The organism is Devosia sp., assembly GCF_965229025.1.
Classification (GTDB): Bacteria; Pseudomonadota; Alphaproteobacteria; order Rhizobiales; family Devosiaceae; genus Devosia_A.
Genome location: NZ_OZ245853.1, coordinates 2,911,782 through 2,930,280 on the forward strand (window position 1 = coordinate 2,911,782; position 18,499 = coordinate 2,930,280).

The window sequence follows — 18,499 nt, forward strand, 5'->3', positions numbered from 1 at the left end:
CGACTGCCGACCAGTCTAGCAGGGCTGGCGGCGGCGGGGATAAGTCGGGGGATCAGGTGGGCGGCGTGCCGTTCTGGTGCAGCACGTGGCCCGCGAGGTAGAGCGAGCCGCAGTAGACGACGCGCACAGGCCGCCCCGGCGACGTAGCGCTGGCGAGGGCGTTGAGGATCGATTTCGAAACCTCGGCGGCAATGCCGGCCGCCTCGGCCCCCGCGACGATGACGGTCCCATCATGGGCGTTGGGTTCGCCCGGAATGGTGAGGCCGAAGGCCCTTTCTGCCATGCCGGCGAACGGCGCGAAGAAGTCCGCCGGGCGCCGCGTGTTCATCATGCCGACGATCAGCACCATGGGGAGCGGATGGCGGGCGTTGATTTCGCGCAGCGCCACCGCGAGCGCGGCGGCGCCATGGGCGTTGTGCCCACCATCGAGCCAGATCTCGGAGCCAGCCGGGAGCAGGCTCGGCAGCGTCCCCTCAAGCCGCATCAGCCGCGCCGGCCAGTTGACGGTGCGGAGGCCCCTGGCGATATCGGCATCGCTGACAGGCAGGCCGAAATGGCGGGCGGCGGCGATCGCCAGCGCAGCGTTTTCGAACTGGTGCGGGCCGAGCAGCGCAGGTGGCGGCAAGTCGAGCAGCCCGGCTTCGTCCTGATAGACCAGCCGGCCATCTTCGGCGCGGCCGTCGAAATCCTCGCCCATCACCAGCGGCGTGATGCCCAGCCGCGCCGCGGCGCGAACCAGCACCGCGCGGCCTTCGTCGCGCTGGCGCCCATAGACGGCTTTGGCGCCGCGCTTGAGGATGCCGGCTTTGCTCACTGCAATCTCGGCGATGGTGTTGCCGAGGAAGGCCTGGTGGTCGAGATCGACTGGCGTGATCACCACGCCGAGCGGGTGCTTGACCACGTTGGACGCGTCATAGGTGCCGCCCATGCCGGTTTCGAGCAGCAGGTAATCGGCTTTCACCTCGGCGAAGAGCTTGAAAGCGGCGGCGGTGGTGATCTCGAAAAAGGTGATCGGCGCGCCGCCATTGGCCGCTTCGCACGCCTCAAGCGCCTGGTTGAGACGGCGCGAGGAGACAAGTTTGCCGGCGAGACGGATGCGTTCGTTGAAGCGCACCAGGTGCGGCGAGGTGAGGACGTGCACCTTCTTGCCCGAGGCTTCGAGAAAGGCGCGGAGATAGGCAATAGTCGAGCCCTTGCCATTGGTGCCGGCGACGTGGATCACCGGCGGCATATGCTCTTCGGGGTGGCCCATCTGGGCCAGCAGGCGCTCGATGCGCTCCAGGCTGAGGTCGATCAGCTTGGGATGGAGCGCCAGGAGGCGCTTCAGGATGGCATCGGTGCGGGACACGGGAACGAGATTCTCAAACAGCAGCATCGCGCGCCTTCTAGCACCGTGAGAGGAACCGTTGAAATACCTGCCCGCTGTGCGCCGGGGCTTATTCTGCGTGCGCGGCCTCGGGCAGGCCGCTCATGTCGTCGCTGGCGGTGGACAGGATCGGGGTGGCCAGACGTGACGGGGCGGAGCTGCTGAGCTCCTCGCGGGCCGGGGCCTTGGTCAGGATGCCGACGATCGAGCCGATGGTGGTGCGGAGATTGTGGCGGTGCACCACCATATCGACCATGCCGTGCTCATAGAGATATTCGGAGCGCTGGAAGCCCTTGGGGAGCTTTTCGCGAATGGTCTGCTCGATGACGCGCTGGCCGGCAAAGCCGATCAGCGCGCCCGGCTCGGCGATGTGGATATCACCCAGCATGGCGTAGGAGGCGGTGACGCCGCCGGTGGTGGGGTTGGTCAGCACGACGATGAAGGGCAGGCCGGCTTCGCGCAGATGCAGCACACCCACGGTGGTGCGCGGCAACTGCATGAGAGACAGGATCCCCTCCTGCATGCGCGCGCCGCCCGAGGCGACGAACAGGATGAAGGGGGTTTTCTTCGCCACCGCGGTTTCGAGACCGGTGACGATGGCCGAGCCCGCGGCCATGCCGAGCGAGCCGCCCATGAAATCAAAATCCTGAACGCCAACCGTCACCGGATGGCCGAACAACTCGCCGGTGGCCACGGTCACCGAGTCATCGGTGCCCGTCTTGATGCGCTGTTCCTTGAGGCGATCGGTATAGCGCTTGGAATCGCGGAACTTCAGCGGATCGGTGGTGACCGTCGGCAGCGCCACGGTCTGGTACTGGCCTTCATCGAGGAAAGTCGCGAGCCGGTCGGAGGCCTTGATCTTCATGTGGTAGCCGGAATTGGGCACCACCCACATGTTGGCTTCGAGATCGCGGTAGAACACCATCTCGCCCGATTCCGGATCCTTGACCCAGAGATTTTCCGAGCCGGTATCCTTGGGCTTGAGGAAGGACCGGATACGGGGACGGACGACGTTATTGATCCAGTTCATCTGCTTGGCCTTTGTCTGGTGCCGGATGCGGCGCGATCTCGCGCGCCTGCCTGCCCCTAGATGGTGATTGTGGCGATTGTTATCAGGTTCAGGCCGTCGGGTTAAGTGCGAGTGGCCAAGTTCACAAGGGGTTTCAGGGCAGGACGAGGCGCCCGACTGGCGCTGAGCCCTCGGGATTTGGTGGCAGGCGGGTTCCGGCGTGGCGCTGGCCGACGCGGGTAGTCCGCAGTTTTGTATGGCCGTCGCCACGCCGGAACCATCGGGGTCTTTGTGAGACCTCCGGTATCGGGGAGCGTACTGGCCGGCGCTCCTCGCGACTTGTTACCAAGACGGAGCCTGACCGGTCGGTCGGTTGCCAATACCTTCAGCCCGCCAGGAAACGACTTTCCTGGCCCCTGATATCCCCCACCGTTCGTTCGTCGCGACCGCGCCCGTGTGGGGGACGAGGAGACTATACATCGGGTGGACAGGATGGGGATAAGTGGTGTCAAGTCACTGACAGCACACATAAACTCGGCGTCATCCCTGCGCAGGCGGGGACCCAACTCTCCGTCCGCGCGGGCTGATGATTGGGTCCCAGCGTTCGCTGGGATAACGTGCGGTGGGTGGGCGACTTGAGCGAACCTGCGCGAATGCCGCCGTGACGAACCAGGCCTCAGGCCGGGGCGCCGTCGGCGTCTTCATCGAAGCCGTTTTCGACAAGCGTGGTGATGGCGTCGAGCGCTTCGCGGGCCTGTTTGCCGGTGGCCTGGACGAGGATGGTGGAGCCGGGGCCGGCGCCGAGCATCATCAGACCCATGATGGAGTTGCCGCTGACCGCCTGGCCGTCGCGGACGACCTTGATTTCAGCGTCAAAGCACTCGGCAGTGCGGACAAAACGGGCTGAGGCGCGGGCGTGCAGACCCTTGCGATTGACGATGGTCAATTGCTGCGCGAGTGCCCGATCTGAACCTGCCGCTGTATCCATAGTTCTCAGGATGCCGGATTTTGTCGCGGAGCGCTAGACAGTGCGATCAACCGCCAAGCGTCTCGCTGGCGACGTTGATGTATTTGCGGCCGGCATCGGCGGCGACTGTGACCGCCTGTTTGATATCGAGATCGCCACGGACGCGGGCGAGCTTGACCAGCATGGGCAGGTTGACCCCGGCGATCACTTCGACACTGCGCTGCTGCATGATGGAGATGGCGAGGTTGGAGGGGGTGCCGCCGAACATATCGGTGAGAATCACTACGCCATCGCCGCTATCGACCGCATCGACACGCTTGAGGATATCGTCGCGGCGCTCTTCCATGTCGTCATCGGGACCGATGGCGACGGTCTCGACCTGTTCCTGCGGACCTACAACATGTTGCAAGGCGGATTTGAATTCGTCGGCGAGCGCTCCATGCGTCACCAGAACCATGCCGATCATCAAAAATCCCCAAGTGCAGGTTCCGGAAGGGCGCTTCTGCGCTTCGGCGAGCAGGGCGGAGTTTTTACCGGTGTGAGGCTTGATTCAAGTGGTTTTTTGTCGCGCGGGACGGCGAGGCTTGGCAAGGGCCCGAACTGCCTCCTTTATGAGCAACATCTGATGGCGCGCATCGACAATTCCCGCTCTGGGGACAGGTGCCCGGGGGACGGACACGCCCAGCAGCGGGGTGAACAGCGCATCCTCTTCGAGCATCCGTTCGAGCGTATCGACGAGGTCGATGACCAGCCCGAGCGGAGCCTCGGTGACGAACGGCCGCTTGACGATACCGCGGCCGCGCAATTCGATCAGCCCTTCGATGGCCTTTGGCGCCCGCATCACCAGTCCGAGGCCCACCCGTTCGAGATCGATGCGGTCGTCGGAGACGAGACGCGCAGTGAGGCCGCGCGCCTCCCAGGCATCGATCAACTCCAGCGCCAGCAGCGACTTGCCGGCACCCGACGGGCCGCGGAGGATCACCCCGAGGCCGTCGAGCACCAGACCGGTGGCGTGGATATTCTCGGTGGTCATCGCTTCTTCTCCATGCCGGCCCGTTTGAGGCGGGCGGTGAACAGAGCGCCGCTGCGGTCGCTGCGGTTGGCGGCGATGATTGTACCACCATGGGCGTCAATGATCTGTTTGGAGATGGCGAGGCCTAGGCCGGAATGGTCGCCGAAGTTCTCGCCTTCGGGGCGATCGGTGTAAAACCGCTGGAAGATGCGCGAGATATCGCCGCGAATGCCCGGACCTTCATCCATCACGGTGATGGTGATGGTCTCCTCGGTAGTGGCGATGGCGACGCTAACCTTGCCGTGCTCGGGGGAAAACGACACGGCGTTGTCGATCAAATTGTTGATCACCTGGGCAAGGCGGCTGTCGTGGCCGAGAACGATGGGCGCATAGCGGCCGGTGTTGAGCGTGAGCTCGACATCGACATGGCGCTTGGCGGCGACATCCTTCTGGATCGAGACCATAGCCTCCGCGAGCTTGGCCAGATCGACGCGCTCGGCGCTCTGGCGGGCGAGTTCGGCATCAAGACGGCTGGCGTTGGAGATGTCGGAGATCAGCCGGTCGAGGCGGCGCACATCATGCTGGATGATGGCGTTGAGACGCTCGCGGTCTTCGGCCCGCTTGGCTCGCGGGAGGGTTTCGACGGCACTGCGGAGCGAGGTGAGTGGGTTTTTGAGCTCGTGCGCCACATCGGCAGCGAAGCGCTCGATCGCCTCGATGCGGTTGTAGAGCGCCGAAGTCATCGAGCGGAGTGCCTTACTGAGGTGCCCCACTTCGTCGGTGCGATCGGAAAAATCCGGGATCTCGGTGCGGCTGGTAACGGCGCCCTGCACGCGCTCGGCGGCGCCGGCGAGGCGGCGGAGCGGGCCGGCAATAGTGCCGGCGAGAAGGAGCGAGAGTATAATAGTCACCGTCGCAGCCACGAGCGCGATGCGGAGGATGCTCCAGCGCTCGGCGGTGGCGATCTGGTCGATGTCGCCGGGCTGGGTGGAAAGCAGCAGCACGCCGACATTGGAGCGAAGGCGCTGGACGGGCACGGCGACCGACACCACCAGCTGGTGCTTGGCATCGACGCGGACGATGGCCGTGGCGGCGCCGTTGAGGGCAGCCGCGACCTCGGGGTAGCTCTTGCCCTCGTCGGGGCCGAGTTCGAGATATTGCGGGTAATCCTCGCCGGGCAGCCAGTCGACAAAGGCGTTCCACCAGTCGAGGAGGAAGAAGCTCCCCTCCTGAGGCTTCGCGATCTGGCGCAGTACTTCGCCCCGCGCATAGAGGTTGGCGCTGTCGAGGATCAGGAGGCCCTGCTGATCGTAGATGCGGGCCCGGGTGCGGGTGGGGGTCACGAGGTTGCGCAGCAGCGGCGCCACGCGCTCGGGGTTGATCGGGAATTCGAGGTTGGGGTCGAAAAAGCTCAGCGGCGAGACCGCGTCATTGCCCTGCAGTTCGAGCAGCCGATCGGGGTTGACGGTGATCACGTCGCTATCGACGGTGGCCGAGGCGGCGATGGCCGCCGCCATGATCTCGCCCTGGACGCGGAGGCTCTGCACACGCGCTTCGATCAGCCCGGTGCGCCATTGGTTGAGGAACAGGATGCCCACCACCAGCACCGCGAGCCCGGCGAGGTTGAGTACGATGATGCGGCGCGCCAGGCTCGAAAAGATGGTGAGTTCGAGAACGCGCCGGATCTGGGCGCCAACCATCAGCAGCCAGCGGCTTGCCAAGGCCGCGAAGCGCTTCAGTCCGGACGATTTCGGCGGGGCAGCGGCACTGGCCTCAGCGTCAGGCGCGGTGCCCGGCAACTCGTCCTGAGTGATGGCCAAGATGTCCCCTTACTGCTCCTTGAAGCGATAGCCGACGCCATAGAGGGTTTCGATCATCTCGAAATCGTCGTCAACCGCCTTGAACTTCTTCCTGAGCCGCTTGATGTGGCTGTCGATGGTGCGGTCGTCGACATAGACCTGATCGTCATAGGCGGCATCCATCAGCGCGTTGCGCGACTTGACGACGCCGGGGCGGAGCGCGAGGGACTGGAGGATCAGGAATTCGGTGACGGTGAGGGTGACGCGCTGACCCTTCCAGGTGCAGGTGTGGCGTTCCTCATCCATCACCAGCGCGCCGCGCTCGATCAGCGACTTGCCGGGCTGCGGCTCGGAACCAGGGGTGCCGGGGGCGGCTGTAGGGTCGCGCGGGGCGGAGCGGCGGAGCACGGACTTGACGCGCTCGACCAGGAGACGCTGGCTGAACGGCTTGGTGATGAAATCGTCGGCGCCCATCTTGAGGCCGAACAGCTCATCGATCTCTTCGTCCTTGGAGGTGAGGAAGATCACCGGGACATCGGACTTCTGCCGGAGCCGGCGGAGCAGCTCCATGCCATCCATGCGCGGCATCTTGATATCGAGGATCGCAAGGTCTGGCCGGTCGGCGGTGAGGCCTTCAAGGCCCGAGGCACCATCGGTGTAGGTGGCGACGGTGTAGCCTTCAGCTTCGAGCGTGAGTGACACCGAAGTCAGAATATTACGGTCGTCATCCACCAGTGCGATCTTGGGCATATAGGTCCCTTCCATCCGGATCCGGCCGCGACGCGACCAATTGTGGCGGACATTGACTGCCACAATTGCACAGAATTAAGGCGCAGGGGGCGCAATTGCCAGCCCGGTGGCGGGCACTGCACCGCTGAGACTTACGTCGTAAGACCGATTGCCGGATGGCGGCGGGAGGCGCGACGACCCTAACAATCCCCGTATTCCGGCCCTTTGCGGGCCTTTGTCAGCGAACGGGGCCGTGCCATGACCGAGACCATCCACGACGCGATTGCAGCCAAAATAAACAGTACAGCATCTGCGCTGGCGCTCGATGAACGGCCGCCAACGCTGGTTGAACTGGCGCTTGCTGCTGGTGAAGGGCGCCTGGCGGATGGCGGCGCCCTCGCGGTGACGACTGGAATTTTCACCGGAAGGTCGGTCAAGGACAAGTTCATCGTGCGCGATGGGATGACCGCAGAGCGGGTGTGGTGGGACAATAACCAGGCGATGGCGCCCGAGCAGTTCGAGCTGCTGCTGGCTGACATGCTGGAGGCTACGACTGGCAAGCAGATACATGGCCAACACCTTCTCGCCGGCGCTGATCCCGCCCACCAGATGCGCGTGAGTGTGTTCACCGAGACCGCTTGGCACGCGTTGTTCATCCGGAACCTCCTGATCCGCCCGGAAACGATTGGCGATGGAACGGATGTGACGATCCTCCACCTCCCCAGTTTCGAAGCCAACCCGGCGCGGCACGGGACGCGGACCGGGACGGTGATCGCGCTCGACATGGCGCGGCGGATCGTTCTGATCGGCGGCACGGCCTATGCGGGTGAAATCAAGAAGTCGGTGTTCTCGCTGTTCAACTTCCATGCGCCGCTGGCCGATGTGCTGCCGATGCACTGCTCGGCCAATATGGGGGAAGAGGGCGACGTGGCTCTGTTCTTCGGGCTTTCGGGCACGGGCAAGACAACGCTCTCGAACGACCCGCATCGGCTGCTGATCGGCGATGACGAGCATGGCTGGACGCGGCATGGCGTCTTCAACCTCGAGGGTGGGTGCTACGCCAAGACGGTCAAGCTCAGCCCGACGGCCGAGCCCGAAATCCATGCGGCGACTCGCGCCTTCGGCACCGTGCTCGAAAATCTCAAGCTCGATGACAAGCTGGTGCCGCTCTATGACGACATCTCGCTGACCGAGAACACGCGTGCTGCCTACCCGCTCGAAACGCTGCCCAAGGTGGCGTTGGGCGGGGTGGGTGGACGGCCGCAGACGGTGGTGTTTCTCACTGCCGATGCTTTTGGCGTCTTGCCGCCGATCTCCCGGCTGACGCCTGAGCAGGCGGTGTTTCACTTTCTCTCGGGCTATACGGCGAAGGTGGCGGGCACCGAGCGCGGCGTGACCGAGCCCAGCGCGACGTTCTCCGCGTGCTTTGGGGCGCCGTTCATGCCGCTGCACCCCACTGTCTATGGCCGGATGCTGGAAGAGCGGCTGGAAGCGAGCCAGGCGCGGGTCTATCTGCTCAATACCGGCTGGACCGGCGGCGGCTATGGCGTGGGCAAGCGGATCGACATCGCGACGACACGGCGGCTGCTCGATGCGGCGCTATCGGGCGAACTCGAAGCAGGCGAGACCCGGATCGAGCCGCTGTTCGGAATGAAGGTGCCGCTGCGGGTGGAAGGGGTGGCGCCGCGCCAGCTCGACCCGCGGGCGACCTGGGCGGATGCCGCGGCTTACGACGCAGCGGCGGCGCGATTGCAGGCGCTGTTTGCGGAGAATTTCAGGAAGTTCGAACCGGTGCCGGTGGCTGCGGAATAGCCCCCGCTCCCATCCCCCCAAACAAACAAGGCGCCCGATGGGCGCCTTTTCCTTTGCCGCTCAGGCCCAGATGGGGTCAGCGGGCAGCGTAGAAGATGTGGGAGCCAATGGAGGCCACGCGTTTGAAGGTGTTGGACCAGGAGGGCGCCACAGAGGTGGTGTGGTAGAACAGCGCCGAATTCGGGATGACGCCCGGACGATCGCCTTGCTGGAATTCGTGGAAGGCGAGGTCGGCAAGTTTCAGTGAACGGTTCCAGGCGGTGCGCTCGGTGCCCATGTCGGAGCGGCCATCACAGGCGAAGGTGAACTGGCACTTGTTGTGCCCCTTGTCGGCGTTCTGGAAGACCACGCCACAGATGGTGGTGGGGTACTTCTTGCTCATGGCGCGGTTGATGATGACGTTTGCCACCGCCAGTTGGCCTTCCTGCGATTCACCACGGGCCTCGTGGTAGATGGCCTGGGCGAGGCAGAGCCGCTCGCTGTCAGCGAGCTTGACGCGCTTGAAGGTCGGCACGAACTGCTTTTCAGCGTAGCCGGTTAGCACATCAGCTGTCAGCGCCGGCTTGTCGGTGAGGTCGACGCTTTCGATGGCGTCGAGGGCCTGGTTCTGCTGCTTGGCGATGTAGCCCAGCAGCACGGCCTCGGTCAGTTCCGCCTGCGGGGCGGGCACATCGAAGCCGTTGAAAGTGGCGAGTTCCTGCTTGCGCTCCACATACGCGGCAAGAAGCGCGGACGTGAGCTGCGGCTGGGTGGAGCTGACGAATTCTTCGCGCTTGACGGAGACGCTGTCGGTCAGCGGCAGCGGAACGACGAGGTCGTTGCCGAGGTCTTCAGCAGAAGCGGGCGCCAACGTGACAAAGAGCACGAAAGCAGCAGCAGCGATGGCCAGGACGTGTGTGAACACACGCATAGCGCTAGCGACCGGCTTTGCCCGCAATCTGCCTACCTTCCCCCGAAACCGCCCCCGAGGCAGCCCAGTATGGCTCGTTAACCTGCCCGGCAACCTAGCCGAGCTTGTATCCGGATGGAACCCAGAATTTACAGTTACTTAACCATGAACGTTAGGGCCTTAAAACGAGGTTAATGCCTCGGATGTTTCAGCGAAAGCCCTGAAATCATTGACGTTTGGACGTGCTGAAGGAGAGCTTGCCTCAATCGATAAAAGTTAATTCAACCCGAATCGTTACCAAACGGGCACGGCGGACGGCGCACTGGGCGGAATCCGGAGCACGCAACGGCGCACGTCGCACTCAGGTGCTGCGAGTCGCGTCGGTGGGGTTTTGGCGCCTTGCGGCGGGTCAGGCAGCGGGGGTGCTGTCGAGGAACGCCGCCTCGCGCAGATCATGGAGCGTGTCCATGACGGCGTGGCACAGGGCGGCGATTTCGTCGCTCGGATCGACCAGATCGGGGACCATGATGGTCTGCAGCCCGGCCGCGTGGGCGGCGCGGACGCCCGAGTGGGAATCCTCGACGGCGATACAATCGGCCGGCGCAAAACCGAGCAGGCTCGTCGCCTTGAGGTAAGGCTCGGGGTGCGGCTTGGGGTTCACCACGTCGTCGCGGGTGACGATGGCATCAAACAGCGGCAGCAGCCCCGCCGCCCCGAGATGGCCGAGCGCGTGCGCGGCCCGCGAGGAGGTGGCGACCGCAACGGGGATCTTCCGCGCCTTGATCTCGGCCAGCAGTTCGTGGACGCCGGTCTTGACCGGCACCGCTTCGGCCATGCGCTCGTGCATCAGTTCGCGGCACTTGGCATCGAAGATCGTGTACGGGAACGTGACGCCATAGGCTTCGACGAGCAGCCGGTTGGTGGCCTCGTGGCTGGAGCCGACCATGGAAAGGTGCACCCGCTCGGTCATCTCGAAGCCGAGGCCGGCGGAGACACGGTAGACGATGTCCTTGAACACCGTTTCGGTGTCCAGAAGCGTGCCATCCATGTCGAAGACGATGGCTGAAAAGGGCCTGAGGCGCGGGATGGAGCGAAGCACGGTCATATTGGCGATATAGGCAGATTTATGTGACATCGCCACCCCGCCTTACGCCGTATCTCGTATGCACGGATGGCAGGCGCTTCAACCGGGTTTGGCAAACTGCTAAGGAGCGGCGATGACTCGCTTTGATCCGTATGAAATCCTGGGCCTCGCCCGCTCCGCCCCTGCGGTGGCGGTCAAGACCGCCTATCGGCAGAAGGTGCAGGTTGCGCATCCAGATCGTGGCGGCGACCCTGACGCCTTCATTCTGATCGTGCGAGCCTTCGGGCTGTTGTCCGATCCCGATACACGCCGGCTCTATGACGAGACCGGCATTGTCGATGACGATGGGGTCAAGAGCTACCGGCGCGAGGTGACGCTGATCCTCACCGACATGTTCGATGCGGCGGTGGAAACGGCAGTGGCCACGGGGCTCAGCCTTGGGAGCGTAAATTTCATCGGGCAGATGTCGGCGGCGGTCGAGACGGGGCTCGGCGATGCGCGGCTGAAGCTCAGGCGCGTCGACAAGGAGATCGGGGCACTGCAGGGCCTCAGAAGCCGCATCCGGCGCACCGACAGCGACAGGAACCTGTTTGCCGAGCGGCTCGACGCGCAGATTGCCACCAAGACCGAGCAGCACGCGCAGCTGAAGCGCCGCGGCGCCATGCTGGAGACGGCGCTGGTCGAGCTGGGCAATTACCAGAGCGAGACCGAGCTGATCGCGGCGCTCGAAGCTGAAGCCTGAAGCGCTTCGGAAAATTCTGGCCGTTGCGGTCGAATTTGCGACGCGACGTTCGTTGTGTCCTCAGGATGGCCGCAACGGGCCATAGGGATCTTAGGAGAACAACATGCGTGTCGTCGTACTTGTGAAGGCCACCATCGACAGCGAGACCGAGCTCACCCCGGCGCCGTCGGCGGAACTGCTTGAGGCCATGGGCCGCTACAACGAGGAACTGGTAAACGCCGGCATCATGCTGGGTGGCGACGGGCTGAAGCCGAGCCGCTTCGGCAAACGCATCGCGTTCGACGGCGCCTCGCGTGCCGTGATCGACGGGCCGTTCGCGGAAACCCGCGAGCTCGTTGCGGGCTACTGGCTCTGGAAGGTCAAGGACATGGACGAGGCGGTGGAATGGGTCAAGCGCTGCCCAAACCCGATGCCCGGGCCATCCGAGATCGAGATCCGCCCGATCTGGGAGGCGAGCGATTTCGGCGAGGCCATGACCGAGGCGGCGGCCGAGGTGCACGAGAGGGTGCGCCTCAAGCTCGAAGGCAACAGCTGACAGGCTGACGCAGGCGGTCCCATCAACCTCGCGCTAACCCTTACGTGCGTTCCCTGACGCTCAGACTCGCGCCGAATGCGAGTCTGAGCGTGTTTCAGGGGACTTCGCCGTGGCGCAGAGCATTGCAGTTGATCGCGGGCGGCGAGGTCGTCGGCTTTGGCAACGGTTCTTGCTCTATGCCGCTGCCGCGCTGATCGTGATGAAGGCAGGCGCCATGCTGCTGACGCCGCCGGTCGTCGCGGCGCGCGGCAGTGTCAGCGCTTTGTTCAGCGCCTGCGGCGCGGCCGTTCGCACAGAATGCGTGGTGGATGGCGACACGTTCTACCATGCCGGGGTCAAGATCCGGATTGCCGACATCGATACGCCGGAAGTGCACGATTATGGCTGCGCCGCCGAAAAGGCGCTCGGCGACCGGGCGACGGTGCGGCTGATGAGTCTCCTCAATGCCGGGCCGTTCGCACTTGAGGCTGGGACCCGCGATACCGACCGCTATGGGCGGAAGCTGCGCGTGGTGCTTCGCGACGGGCACTCGCTGGGCGAGGTGCTGGTGGCCGAAGGCTTGGCGCGGCGCTGGGACGGATCACGGCACCCCTGGTGCTGAAACTAAGGTCTTGGTCACCTGGGCCTTGGTCGGGGGGTGCGGCTGCGTCTAGACTACCCGGATTGACCGGAGGAATTCATGTCCAAACCCATTTTCATCGACCCCATCGACGATGGGGCCGCGGACCCGACTGTGATCTGGAACGTTGGGCGCGCTGAGTGGTGGATGTTCTATACCAACCGCCGCGCGAAGCACCCGAGCCCCGAAGTCGACTGGATCCATGGCTCCGCGATCGGCATTGCCACGTCGAAAGATGGGATCGACTGGCGCTATCATGGCACGGTCAAGGGGCTGGACGATCCTGCGCATCCCGGGCTCAACACCCATTGGGCGCCCGAGGTGATCCGCGATGGCGATACCTACCACATGTTTCTCACCTACATCCCCGGCGCGCCGAGCCGGTTCTTCCACCATGCGCGCAACATCTACCATTTTGTCAGCCCCGATCTCGAAACCTGGCGGCCGCTGAGGATGCTGAAACTGCGCTCGGATCAGGTGATCGATGCGGCGGTGGCCAAGTGCCCGGATGGGCTGTGGCGGCTATGGTACAAGGACGAGGGCGATGGCTCCTCGACCTGGTCAGCCACCAGCACCGACCTCACCAACTGGACGCTCGAGGGCAAGGTGCTGCCCGGCAAGCCCGACGGTAACCCGCATGAGGGGCCGAACGTCTTTCAAATGGGCGGCTGGTGGTGGCTGATCGTCGACGAATGGCACGGCCAGGCGATCTATCGCTCGACCGACGCGATCCACTGGGAGCGGCAGGGCCGGATGCTAGATGACCCCGGCACGCACCCCGAGGACAAGCGCTTTGCACGCCACGCCGATGTGGTGGTCGTAGGCGACGTCGCGGCGCTGTTCTATTTTACCCATCCGGGCTGGGCGGAGACCGAAACGGACGTGCCGATGACGCATGGCGAGCGGCGCACGGTGGTGCACGTGGCGCGGCTGACGGTGCAGAACGGCACGCTGGTGGCCGAACGCGATGTGGAGCCGTTTGCGCTGGTGCCGTAGGGGCTGACTTCAAGAAGCAAGGCCCCCTCACCCGACGCTTCGCGTCGACCTCTCCCCCAGAGGGAGAGGTAAAGGAGGGGTGTGATAGCGCCTCCTCGCCACCTCTCCCTTCGGGGGAGAGGTCGGCCCGTAGGGCCGGGTGAGGGGGCCTTCCTACACCCGGCAAACCCTCAAATTGCGTGGATCGGCTGGAGCAATCCTTCATGGGCGACTTGTAGGTTGGCAGGCAGTGCGTCCCGGATCGAACTCTTCGCCATGAATACCATCCTCATAGTCATCAGCGTCATCCTGCCGCTGCTGCCGCTCGTGTTGTTTCCGGCCAAGACCATCGGGCGGGGCGGTGTCTGGACCATTGTTGGCGCGGCGATGATCGTGGGCGTGATGATGCTGATTTTTTTCGGCATGCAGGAAATGACCGGCGATGCCGGGTCAGGCGACCTGACCGCGGCGTCGGCTCAGATCTCCGACGCCGACGTGAAGGCGCTGGAAAAGTTGCTGCAGTAACTTCCCCTCATCCGGCGCTTCGCGCCACCTTCTCCCTCAAGGGGAGAAGGAAGAAGACCAGCGCCGCGACTAGGCCCGGGCGCGGCGGACGCCGTTGGCGAGGTCTGTGACCAGCGCGGTCACCGCTGCAACGGTGCCAGCCGTGGCCTTGCCGTCAGCGAGCGAGTCCTTGACCGCATTGCAGATCGCCGTGCCGACCACGACGCCATCGGCATCGCGGCCCATGATGGCAGCGTCATCGGCGGTTTTGATGCCGAAGCCAACGGCGACTGGCAGGTCGGTATGGCCCTTGATGCGGGTGATCGCTTCGCCGACCGCCGCGTGGTTCTTGATCGCGGCGCCGGTGATGCCGGTCATCGAGACGTAGTAGACAAAGCCCGAGGTGTTGTTCAGCACCTTGGGCAGGCGCTGGTCGTCGGTGGTGGGGGTCGCGAGGCGGATGAAGTTGATGCCGGCCTTCTGGGCCGGGATGCAGAGCTCGTCATCTTCCTCGGGCGGCAGGTCGACGACGATGAGGCCGTCAACGCCGGCGGCCTTGGCGGCGACGAGGAAGGCGTCGACGCCGAAGCTGTAGATCGGGTTGTAGTAGCCCATCAGGACGATGGGGGTGACATCGTCGGTCTTGCGGAACGCAGTGACCATGGCGAGGGTCTTCTTCATGGTCTGGCCACCGGCCAGCGCGCGCTGGCCGGCGAGTTGGACTCCGGGGCCATCGGCCATCGGATCAGAGAACGGCATGCCGAACTCGATCATGTCGGCGCCTGCGGCCGGCAGGGCGTGAAGGATGGCTTCGCCGGTCGCGAAGTCCGGGTCACCGGCCATCACAAACGTGCCGAGAACCGGACGGCCTTCGGCGGCGCATTTGGCGAAACGTGCGGCAATACGGGTGGTCATCAGTCGATCAATCCCAGATAGCGGCCAACGCTTTCGACGTCCTTGTCGCCGCGGCCCGAGAGGCAGAGGACGATGGTTTCGTCCTTCTTCATGGTCGGGGCGAGCTTCAGCACTTCGGCCAGGCCATGCGCGGATTCGAGCGCGGGGATGATGCCTTCGAGCTTGGTGCAGAGCTGGAAGGCTTCCAGCGCCTCGTTGTCGGTGATCGGCACGTAGGTGACGCGCTTGGTGTCATGCAGATAGGAGTGCTCGGGGCCAACGCCGGGATAATCGAGCCCGGCCGAGATCGAATGGCCCTCGAGGATCTGGCCGTCGGCATCCTGCAGGAGATAGGTGCGGTTGCCGTGCAGCACGCCGGGGCGGCCGCCGGTCATCGAAGCGGCGTGGCCGTTCTCGACATTGACGCCGTGACCGCCGGCCTCAGCGCCGTAGATCTTGACCGTAGGATCATCGAGGAAGGCGTGGAAGGTGCCGATGGCGTTCGAGCCACCGCCGACGCAGGCGACCAGCGCGTCGGGGAGCTTGCCCTCGGCGGCCTGGTGCTGGACCTTGATCTCATCACCGATGACCGACTGGAAGTCGCGGACCATCTCCGGGTAGGGGTGCGGGCCGGCGGCGGTGCCGATCAGGTAATAGGTCGAGTCGACGTTGGTCACCCAGTCGCGCAGCGCCTCGTTCATGGCGTCCTTGAGCGTGCCGGCACCGGCAGTGACCGGGCGGACTTCGGCGCCGAGCATCTTCATGCGCAGCACGTTGGGCCACTGCCGCTTGACGTCGGTGGCGCCCATGAAGATCACACAGGGGAGGCCAAAGCGGGCGCAGACGGTGGCGGTCGCGACGCCATGCTGGCCGGCGCCGGTCTCGGCGATGATGCGGGTCTTGCCCATGCGCTTGGCCAGAAGGATCTGGCCGATGCAGTTGTTGAGCTTGTGCGAGCCGGTGTGGTTGAGCTCTTCGCGCTTGAAGTAGATCTTGGCGCCGCCCAGGTGCTGGGTCAGCCGCTCGGCGAAATAGAGCGGGGATGGTCGGCCGGTATAGTGCTCGCCAAGGTCCTTGAGCTCGGCCTCGTAGGCCGGGTCTGCCCGCGCGGCGCGATAGGCCTTCTCAAGATCGAGGATCAGCGGCATCAGGGTTTCGGCGACGAAACGGCCGCCGTAAAGCCCGAAACGACCCTGGTCGTCGGGGCCGTTACGGAGAGAATTGGCCCCATTGGCTGACACTTCGATAACTCCTACCCGTGCGCGGCGCGCGCCTTGTCTATGAATGCTCGGATCAGGGCTGCGTCCTTGACGCCAGGCGCCGTCTCCACCCCCGATGATACGTCGACACCCATCGGCCGGACCAGTTTTATGGCGTCAGCGACGGTGTCAGGCGTGAGGCCCCCGGAAAGCATGAATGGAAGGTTGGGGTCAAGCGCCTTCAGAAGCGTCCAGTCAAACGGAAAGCCCAGCCCGCCGGGTCGTTCGGCCCCCTTGGGGGGCTTGGCATCGAGCAGCAGCCGATCGGCCACATCGGCAAAGGCAGCCACCCCCGCGACGTCATCGGCGGTGCTGACGCCAATGGCCTTGAGGATCGCAATACCTGCTTCCTGCCGGATGGCCTCAACCCTGTGAGGCGTCTCGGGGCCGTGGAGCTGGATCCAGTCGGGAGAGAGCGCGGCGACTTCCATGACCGTGGAATTGTCAGGGTTGACCAAGAGGACACAGGTCTCGACCCGCCCGCGCGCCTCGGAAATCAGCAGCTGCAACTGCTCGATATCGACATGTCGCGGGCTGCGCTCGAAGTGGACAAAGCCCACCATGTCGGCGCCGGCATCAATGGCGGCCTCGAGGAGCGCAGGGGTCTTGATGCCGCAAATCTTGACAATCAGGGGGTCGGGCATGGCTCGGACTAGTTGGGATGGGCGAGTTCGTCGGTAGCAAGCGCGCCGTGACTATCTGGCAGGCGGCGCGCCACTTCCAGTTCACGGTGCAGCCGCTCGGTTTCGCGCCGGTACAGCCGGCCTTCGCGGCGATGCGGCGCCTGGGCGAACCAGGTGGCAATGCCCCCCAGCACTACGCCGACCAGCAGCACGCCGAAAATAACGAGGAACATCGGCACGCCGACGCCGGTGGCGGAGAGCGCTTCCGTTGCAACCAGCGGATTGAAATTGATCACCACCAGCTGGCGGTTGGCGAGCGCGAACACGATCAATGCCAGACACAGCGGCACGAGCACGAACCAGCCCACAATACGCTTGATCATCAGGTTTGCTCTGGATCAGCCAGCGCGGTTTATCCGTTCCCGGATTTCCTTGCCGGCCTTGAACTGTGGCACGTATTTTTCGCCCACATCGACAGTTTCCCCGGTGCGCGGGTTGCGGCCCACGCGGGCGGGACGGTTCTTGACCGAAAATGCGCCAAAACCCCGCAATTCCACCCGGTCGCCCCGGGCCATCGAGTCGCCAACCTCATCGAGGATGGCGTTCACAATGTTCTCGATATCACGCTGGAACAAATGCGGATTTTCGTCGGCCAGTTGTTGCACAAGCTCAGACTTGATCATACCCGCCCCCCGGCGCTCCTCCAGAGACTGGATGGGTTAAACTCATGATGCAGCCTGCCAAAGGGAAACCAACCCGTCAAGCGACATTGCCCCGGTGCCATCAAGACCGAGTGCCTGCCGTGCCCCCTGCCCCAGCCAGCGCGACATGCCGAACCAGCCATCCGACGGCAGCGGGAAGACGCTGGAGATCGGCAGGGCCTTTCCGATCGCCTTGTCGGTTTCGAGCCAGGCAATGGCTTCGGACTCGCCGCCAATGGCGTCGATCAACTTGTCGGTGAGCGCCTGCCGGCCGGTGAGAATGCGGCCATCCGATAGCGCCAGCGTGTCCGGACGCGTGAGGTTGCGGCGCTCGGCGACGATATCGACGAACCAGGCAAAGGAATCATCGACCAGCGACTGGAGCGACGCGCGCACCTCGCCGACGAGCGGATCGTTGATGTCGGGCTCGGCCTTGAGCGGGCCGGTCTGCACCTTGTCGAAGTTGACGCCGATGGTGTCCAAGAGCTTGCCGGCATCGACATGCTGGAACAGCACGCCGATCGAGCCAACGATGGAAAGCCGCCGGGCAAAGATGCGGTCGGCGGCAATGGCGGTCATGTACGCGGCCGACGCGCCAAGCTCGCTGATCACTGCGGCAACAGGCTTTTTGGCACGCAATGCGCTCAGCGCCTCGTAGAGCTCTTCGCCACCCGCCGTGGTGCCGCCGGGGGAATTGATGGCGACGATTACGGCCTTGACGTGGTCGTCGGCCGCAAGGTCCTCAAGGATTTTCAGCCGGGCGGGATCGGTAGTGATGACGCCGTTGATGCTGACCCGCGCGATATAGTCGGTTGGGGTGTTGGTCGCGGCGTAGCGGCCCAGCGCCACCAGCACCACTACGGCAAGAGCAACAAAGAACAGCACACGCCACAGGCTCCGCTGCCGGCGCAGCCGGGCATTGGCCGGAATCAGGTGTGCCGGATCGCCGGACTGATCAGTCATCTCTGCCTCGCGCCGCT

General features: G+C 64.5%; 21 protein-coding genes. 6 read left to right on the forward strand and 15 right to left on the reverse strand.

Going from position 1 to position 18,499, the window contains the following annotated elements:
- Positions 1-52 precede the first annotated feature (52 nt).
- The 7 genes from ACO06J_RS14105 to ACO06J_RS14135 form a co-directional block, all read right to left on the reverse strand.
- Positions 53-1,375, reverse strand: a complete 1,323-nt coding sequence (locus ACO06J_RS14105) for a bifunctional folylpolyglutamate synthase/dihydrofolate synthase (protein WP_421761355.1) — start codon at positions 1,373-1,375, stop codon at positions 53-55.
- A gap of 61 nt (positions 1,376-1,436) precedes the next feature.
- Positions 1,437-2,396 (reverse strand): acetyl-CoA carboxylase, carboxyltransferase subunit beta, encoded by a 960-nt coding sequence (accD, locus tag ACO06J_RS14110; protein ID WP_421761356.1) that lies wholly within the window; start codon positions 2,394-2,396, stop codon positions 1,437-1,439.
- A gap of 655 nt (positions 2,397-3,051) precedes the next feature.
- Entirely contained in the window at positions 3,052-3,363 is a 312-nt protein-coding gene (locus ACO06J_RS14115; protein ID WP_421761357.1) for an HPr family phosphocarrier protein, read from the reverse strand.
- 46 nt (positions 3,364-3,409) lie between these two features.
- Entirely contained in the window at positions 3,410-3,808 is a 399-nt protein-coding gene (locus ACO06J_RS14120; protein WP_421761358.1) for a PTS sugar transporter subunit IIA, read from the reverse strand.
- A gap of 84 nt (positions 3,809-3,892) precedes the next feature.
- The gene (locus ACO06J_RS14125; protein WP_421761359.1) at positions 3,893-4,375 is read right to left on the reverse strand and encodes an HPr kinase/phosphorylase; all 483 of its coding nucleotides are present in this window, start codon (positions 4,373-4,375) and stop codon (positions 3,893-3,895) included.
- The gene (locus tag ACO06J_RS14130) at positions 4,372-6,054 is read right to left on the reverse strand and encodes a stimulus-sensing domain-containing protein (RefSeq protein WP_421762515.1); all 1,683 of its coding nucleotides are present in this window, start codon (positions 6,052-6,054) and stop codon (positions 4,372-4,374) included. The genes ACO06J_RS14125 and ACO06J_RS14130 overlap by 4 nt, the downstream gene beginning before the upstream one ends.
- A gap of 129 nt (positions 6,055-6,183) precedes the next feature.
- Positions 6,184-6,903: a response regulator transcription factor gene (locus tag ACO06J_RS14135; protein WP_421761360.1), complete on the reverse strand. Its 720-nt coding sequence runs from the start codon at positions 6,901-6,903 to the stop codon at positions 6,184-6,186.
- A gap of 237 nt (positions 6,904-7,140) precedes the next feature.
- Here ACO06J_RS14135 and pckA point away from each other — a divergent pair, with 237 nt between their 5' ends.
- Complete coding sequence (pckA, locus tag ACO06J_RS14140) at positions 7,141-8,694, forward strand: phosphoenolpyruvate carboxykinase (ATP) (RefSeq protein WP_421761361.1); 1,554 nt, start codon at positions 7,141-7,143, stop codon at positions 8,692-8,694.
- 76 nt (positions 8,695-8,770) lie between these two features.
- Here the strand turns inward: pckA and ACO06J_RS14145 are convergent, their stop codons facing one another.
- Both ACO06J_RS14145 and ACO06J_RS14150 read right to left on the reverse strand, forming a co-directional pair.
- Positions 8,771-9,604, reverse strand: coding sequence for a cell wall hydrolase (locus tag ACO06J_RS14145; protein WP_421761362.1), 834 nt, complete (start codon positions 9,602-9,604; stop codon positions 8,771-8,773).
- 388 nt (positions 9,605-9,992) lie between these two features.
- Positions 9,993-10,718, reverse strand: a complete 726-nt coding sequence (locus ACO06J_RS14150; protein ID WP_421761363.1) for an HAD family hydrolase — start codon at positions 10,716-10,718, stop codon at positions 9,993-9,995.
- Between the two features lie 82 nt (positions 10,719-10,800).
- Between ACO06J_RS14150 and ACO06J_RS14155 the strand changes: the two genes are divergently transcribed.
- The 5 genes from ACO06J_RS14155 (at position 10,801) to ACO06J_RS14175 (ending at position 14,063) form a co-directional block, all read left to right on the forward strand.
- Positions 10,801-11,409 (forward strand): DnaJ domain-containing protein, encoded by a 609-nt coding sequence (locus ACO06J_RS14155; RefSeq protein ID WP_421761364.1) that lies wholly within the window; start codon positions 10,801-10,803, stop codon positions 11,407-11,409.
- Positions 11,410-11,512: 103 nt separating this feature from the next.
- Positions 11,513-11,944, forward strand: a complete 432-nt coding sequence (locus ACO06J_RS14160; protein WP_421761365.1) for a YciI family protein — start codon at positions 11,513-11,515, stop codon at positions 11,942-11,944.
- A 214-nt stretch (positions 11,945-12,158) separates the two neighbouring features.
- The gene (locus tag ACO06J_RS14165; protein ID WP_421762516.1) at positions 12,159-12,545 is read left to right on the forward strand and encodes a thermonuclease family protein; all 387 of its coding nucleotides are present in this window, start codon (positions 12,159-12,161) and stop codon (positions 12,543-12,545) included.
- Between the two features lie 78 nt (positions 12,546-12,623).
- The gene (locus ACO06J_RS14170; RefSeq protein WP_421761366.1) at positions 12,624-13,559 is read left to right on the forward strand and encodes a hypothetical protein; all 936 of its coding nucleotides are present in this window, start codon (positions 12,624-12,626) and stop codon (positions 13,557-13,559) included.
- A gap of 255 nt (positions 13,560-13,814) precedes the next feature.
- Positions 13,815-14,063 (forward strand): hypothetical protein, encoded by a 249-nt coding sequence (locus ACO06J_RS14175; RefSeq protein ID WP_421761367.1) that lies wholly within the window; start codon positions 13,815-13,817, stop codon positions 14,061-14,063.
- Between the two features lie 69 nt (positions 14,064-14,132).
- Here ACO06J_RS14175 and trpA read toward each other — a convergent pair whose 3' ends face one another.
- The 6 genes from trpA to sppA are packed head-to-tail and all read right to left on the reverse strand — an operon-like array spanning position 14,133 to position 18,482.
- Positions 14,133-14,957 carry a tryptophan synthase subunit alpha gene (gene trpA, locus ACO06J_RS14180; RefSeq protein WP_421761368.1) on the reverse strand — a complete coding sequence of 275 codons (825 nt, stop codon included), beginning with the start codon at positions 14,955-14,957 and terminating at the stop codon, positions 14,133-14,135.
- Positions 14,957-16,177 carry a tryptophan synthase subunit beta gene (trpB, locus tag ACO06J_RS14185; protein ID WP_421761369.1) on the reverse strand — a complete coding sequence of 407 codons (1,221 nt, stop codon included), beginning with the start codon at positions 16,175-16,177 and terminating at the stop codon, positions 14,957-14,959. The genes trpA and trpB overlap by 1 nt, the downstream gene beginning before the upstream one ends.
- 11 nt (positions 16,178-16,188) lie before the next feature.
- Positions 16,189-16,839 (reverse strand): phosphoribosylanthranilate isomerase, encoded by a 651-nt coding sequence (locus ACO06J_RS14190; protein WP_421761370.1) that lies wholly within the window; start codon positions 16,837-16,839, stop codon positions 16,189-16,191.
- Positions 16,840-16,847: 8 nt separating this feature from the next.
- Positions 16,848-17,201, reverse strand: a complete 354-nt coding sequence (locus ACO06J_RS14195; protein ID WP_421761371.1) for a lipopolysaccharide assembly protein LapA domain-containing protein — start codon at positions 17,199-17,201, stop codon at positions 16,848-16,850.
- Positions 17,202-17,216: 15 nt separating this feature from the next.
- Entirely contained in the window at positions 17,217-17,501 is a 285-nt protein-coding gene (locus ACO06J_RS14200) for an integration host factor subunit beta (RefSeq protein ID WP_421761372.1), read from the reverse strand.
- A 42-nt stretch (positions 17,502-17,543) separates the two neighbouring features.
- Positions 17,544-18,482 (reverse strand): signal peptide peptidase SppA, encoded by a 939-nt coding sequence (gene sppA / locus ACO06J_RS14205; protein ID WP_421761373.1) that lies wholly within the window; start codon positions 18,480-18,482, stop codon positions 17,544-17,546.
- Positions 18,483-18,499 lie beyond the last annotated feature (17 nt).

Bases quoted from the DNA above. Each gene is read 5' to 3' on its own strand.
- ACO06J_RS14160 (WP_421761365.1), top strand. From the start codon at position 11,513: ATGCGTGTCGTCGTACTTGTGAAGGCCACCATCGACAGCGAGACCGAG.
- ACO06J_RS14155 (WP_421761364.1), top strand. From the start codon at position 10,801: ATGACTCGCTTTGATCCGTATGAAATCCTGGGCCTCGCCCGCTCCGCC.
- ACO06J_RS14165 (WP_421762516.1), top strand. From the start codon at position 12,159: ATGCTGCTGACGCCGCCGGTCGTCGCGGCGCGCGGCAGTGTCAGCGCT.
- ACO06J_RS14190 (WP_421761370.1), bottom strand. From the start codon at position 16,839: ATGCCCGACCCCCTGATTGTCAAGATTTGCGGCATCAAGACCCCTGCG.
- ACO06J_RS14125 (WP_421761359.1), bottom strand. From the start codon at position 4,375: ATGACCACCGAGAATATCCACGCCACCGGTCTGGTGCTCGACGGCCTC.
- ACO06J_RS14170 (WP_421761366.1), top strand. From the start codon at position 12,624: ATGTCCAAACCCATTTTCATCGACCCCATCGACGATGGGGCCGCGGAC.
- trpA (WP_421761368.1), bottom strand. From the start codon at position 14,957: ATGACCACCCGTATTGCCGCACGTTTCGCCAAATGCGCCGCCGAAGGC.
- ACO06J_RS14115 (WP_421761357.1), bottom strand. From the start codon at position 3,363: ATGGATACAGCGGCAGGTTCAGATCGGGCACTCGCGCAGCAATTGACC.
- ACO06J_RS14105 (WP_421761355.1), bottom strand. From the start codon at position 1,375: ATGCTGCTGTTTGAGAATCTCGTTCCCGTGTCCCGCACCGATGCCATC.
- sppA (WP_421761373.1), bottom strand. From the start codon at position 18,482: ATGACTGATCAGTCCGGCGATCCGGCACACCTGATTCCGGCCAATGCC.
- ACO06J_RS14175 (WP_421761367.1), top strand. From the start codon at position 13,815: ATGAATACCATCCTCATAGTCATCAGCGTCATCCTGCCGCTGCTGCCG.
- ACO06J_RS14120 (WP_421761358.1), bottom strand. From the start codon at position 3,808: ATGATCGGCATGGTTCTGGTGACGCATGGAGCGCTCGCCGACGAATTC.
- ACO06J_RS14150 (WP_421761363.1), bottom strand. From the start codon at position 10,718: ATGTCACATAAATCTGCCTATATCGCCAATATGACCGTGCTTCGCTCC.
- ACO06J_RS14145 (WP_421761362.1), bottom strand. From the start codon at position 9,604: ATGCGTGTGTTCACACACGTCCTGGCCATCGCTGCTGCTGCTTTCGTG.
- pckA (WP_421761361.1), top strand. From the start codon at position 7,141: ATGACCGAGACCATCCACGACGCGATTGCAGCCAAAATAAACAGTACA.
- ACO06J_RS14195 (WP_421761371.1), bottom strand. From the start codon at position 17,201: ATGATCAAGCGTATTGTGGGCTGGTTCGTGCTCGTGCCGCTGTGTCTG.
- ACO06J_RS14135 (WP_421761360.1), bottom strand. From the start codon at position 6,903: ATGCCCAAGATCGCACTGGTGGATGACGACCGTAATATTCTGACTTCG.
- accD (WP_421761356.1), bottom strand. From the start codon at position 2,396: ATGAACTGGATCAATAACGTCGTCCGTCCCCGTATCCGGTCCTTCCTC.
- ACO06J_RS14200 (WP_421761372.1), bottom strand. From the start codon at position 17,501: ATGATCAAGTCTGAGCTTGTGCAACAACTGGCCGACGAAAATCCGCAT.
- ACO06J_RS14130 (WP_421762515.1), bottom strand. From the start codon at position 6,054: ATGGTTGGCGCCCAGATCCGGCGCGTTCTCGAACTCACCATCTTTTCG.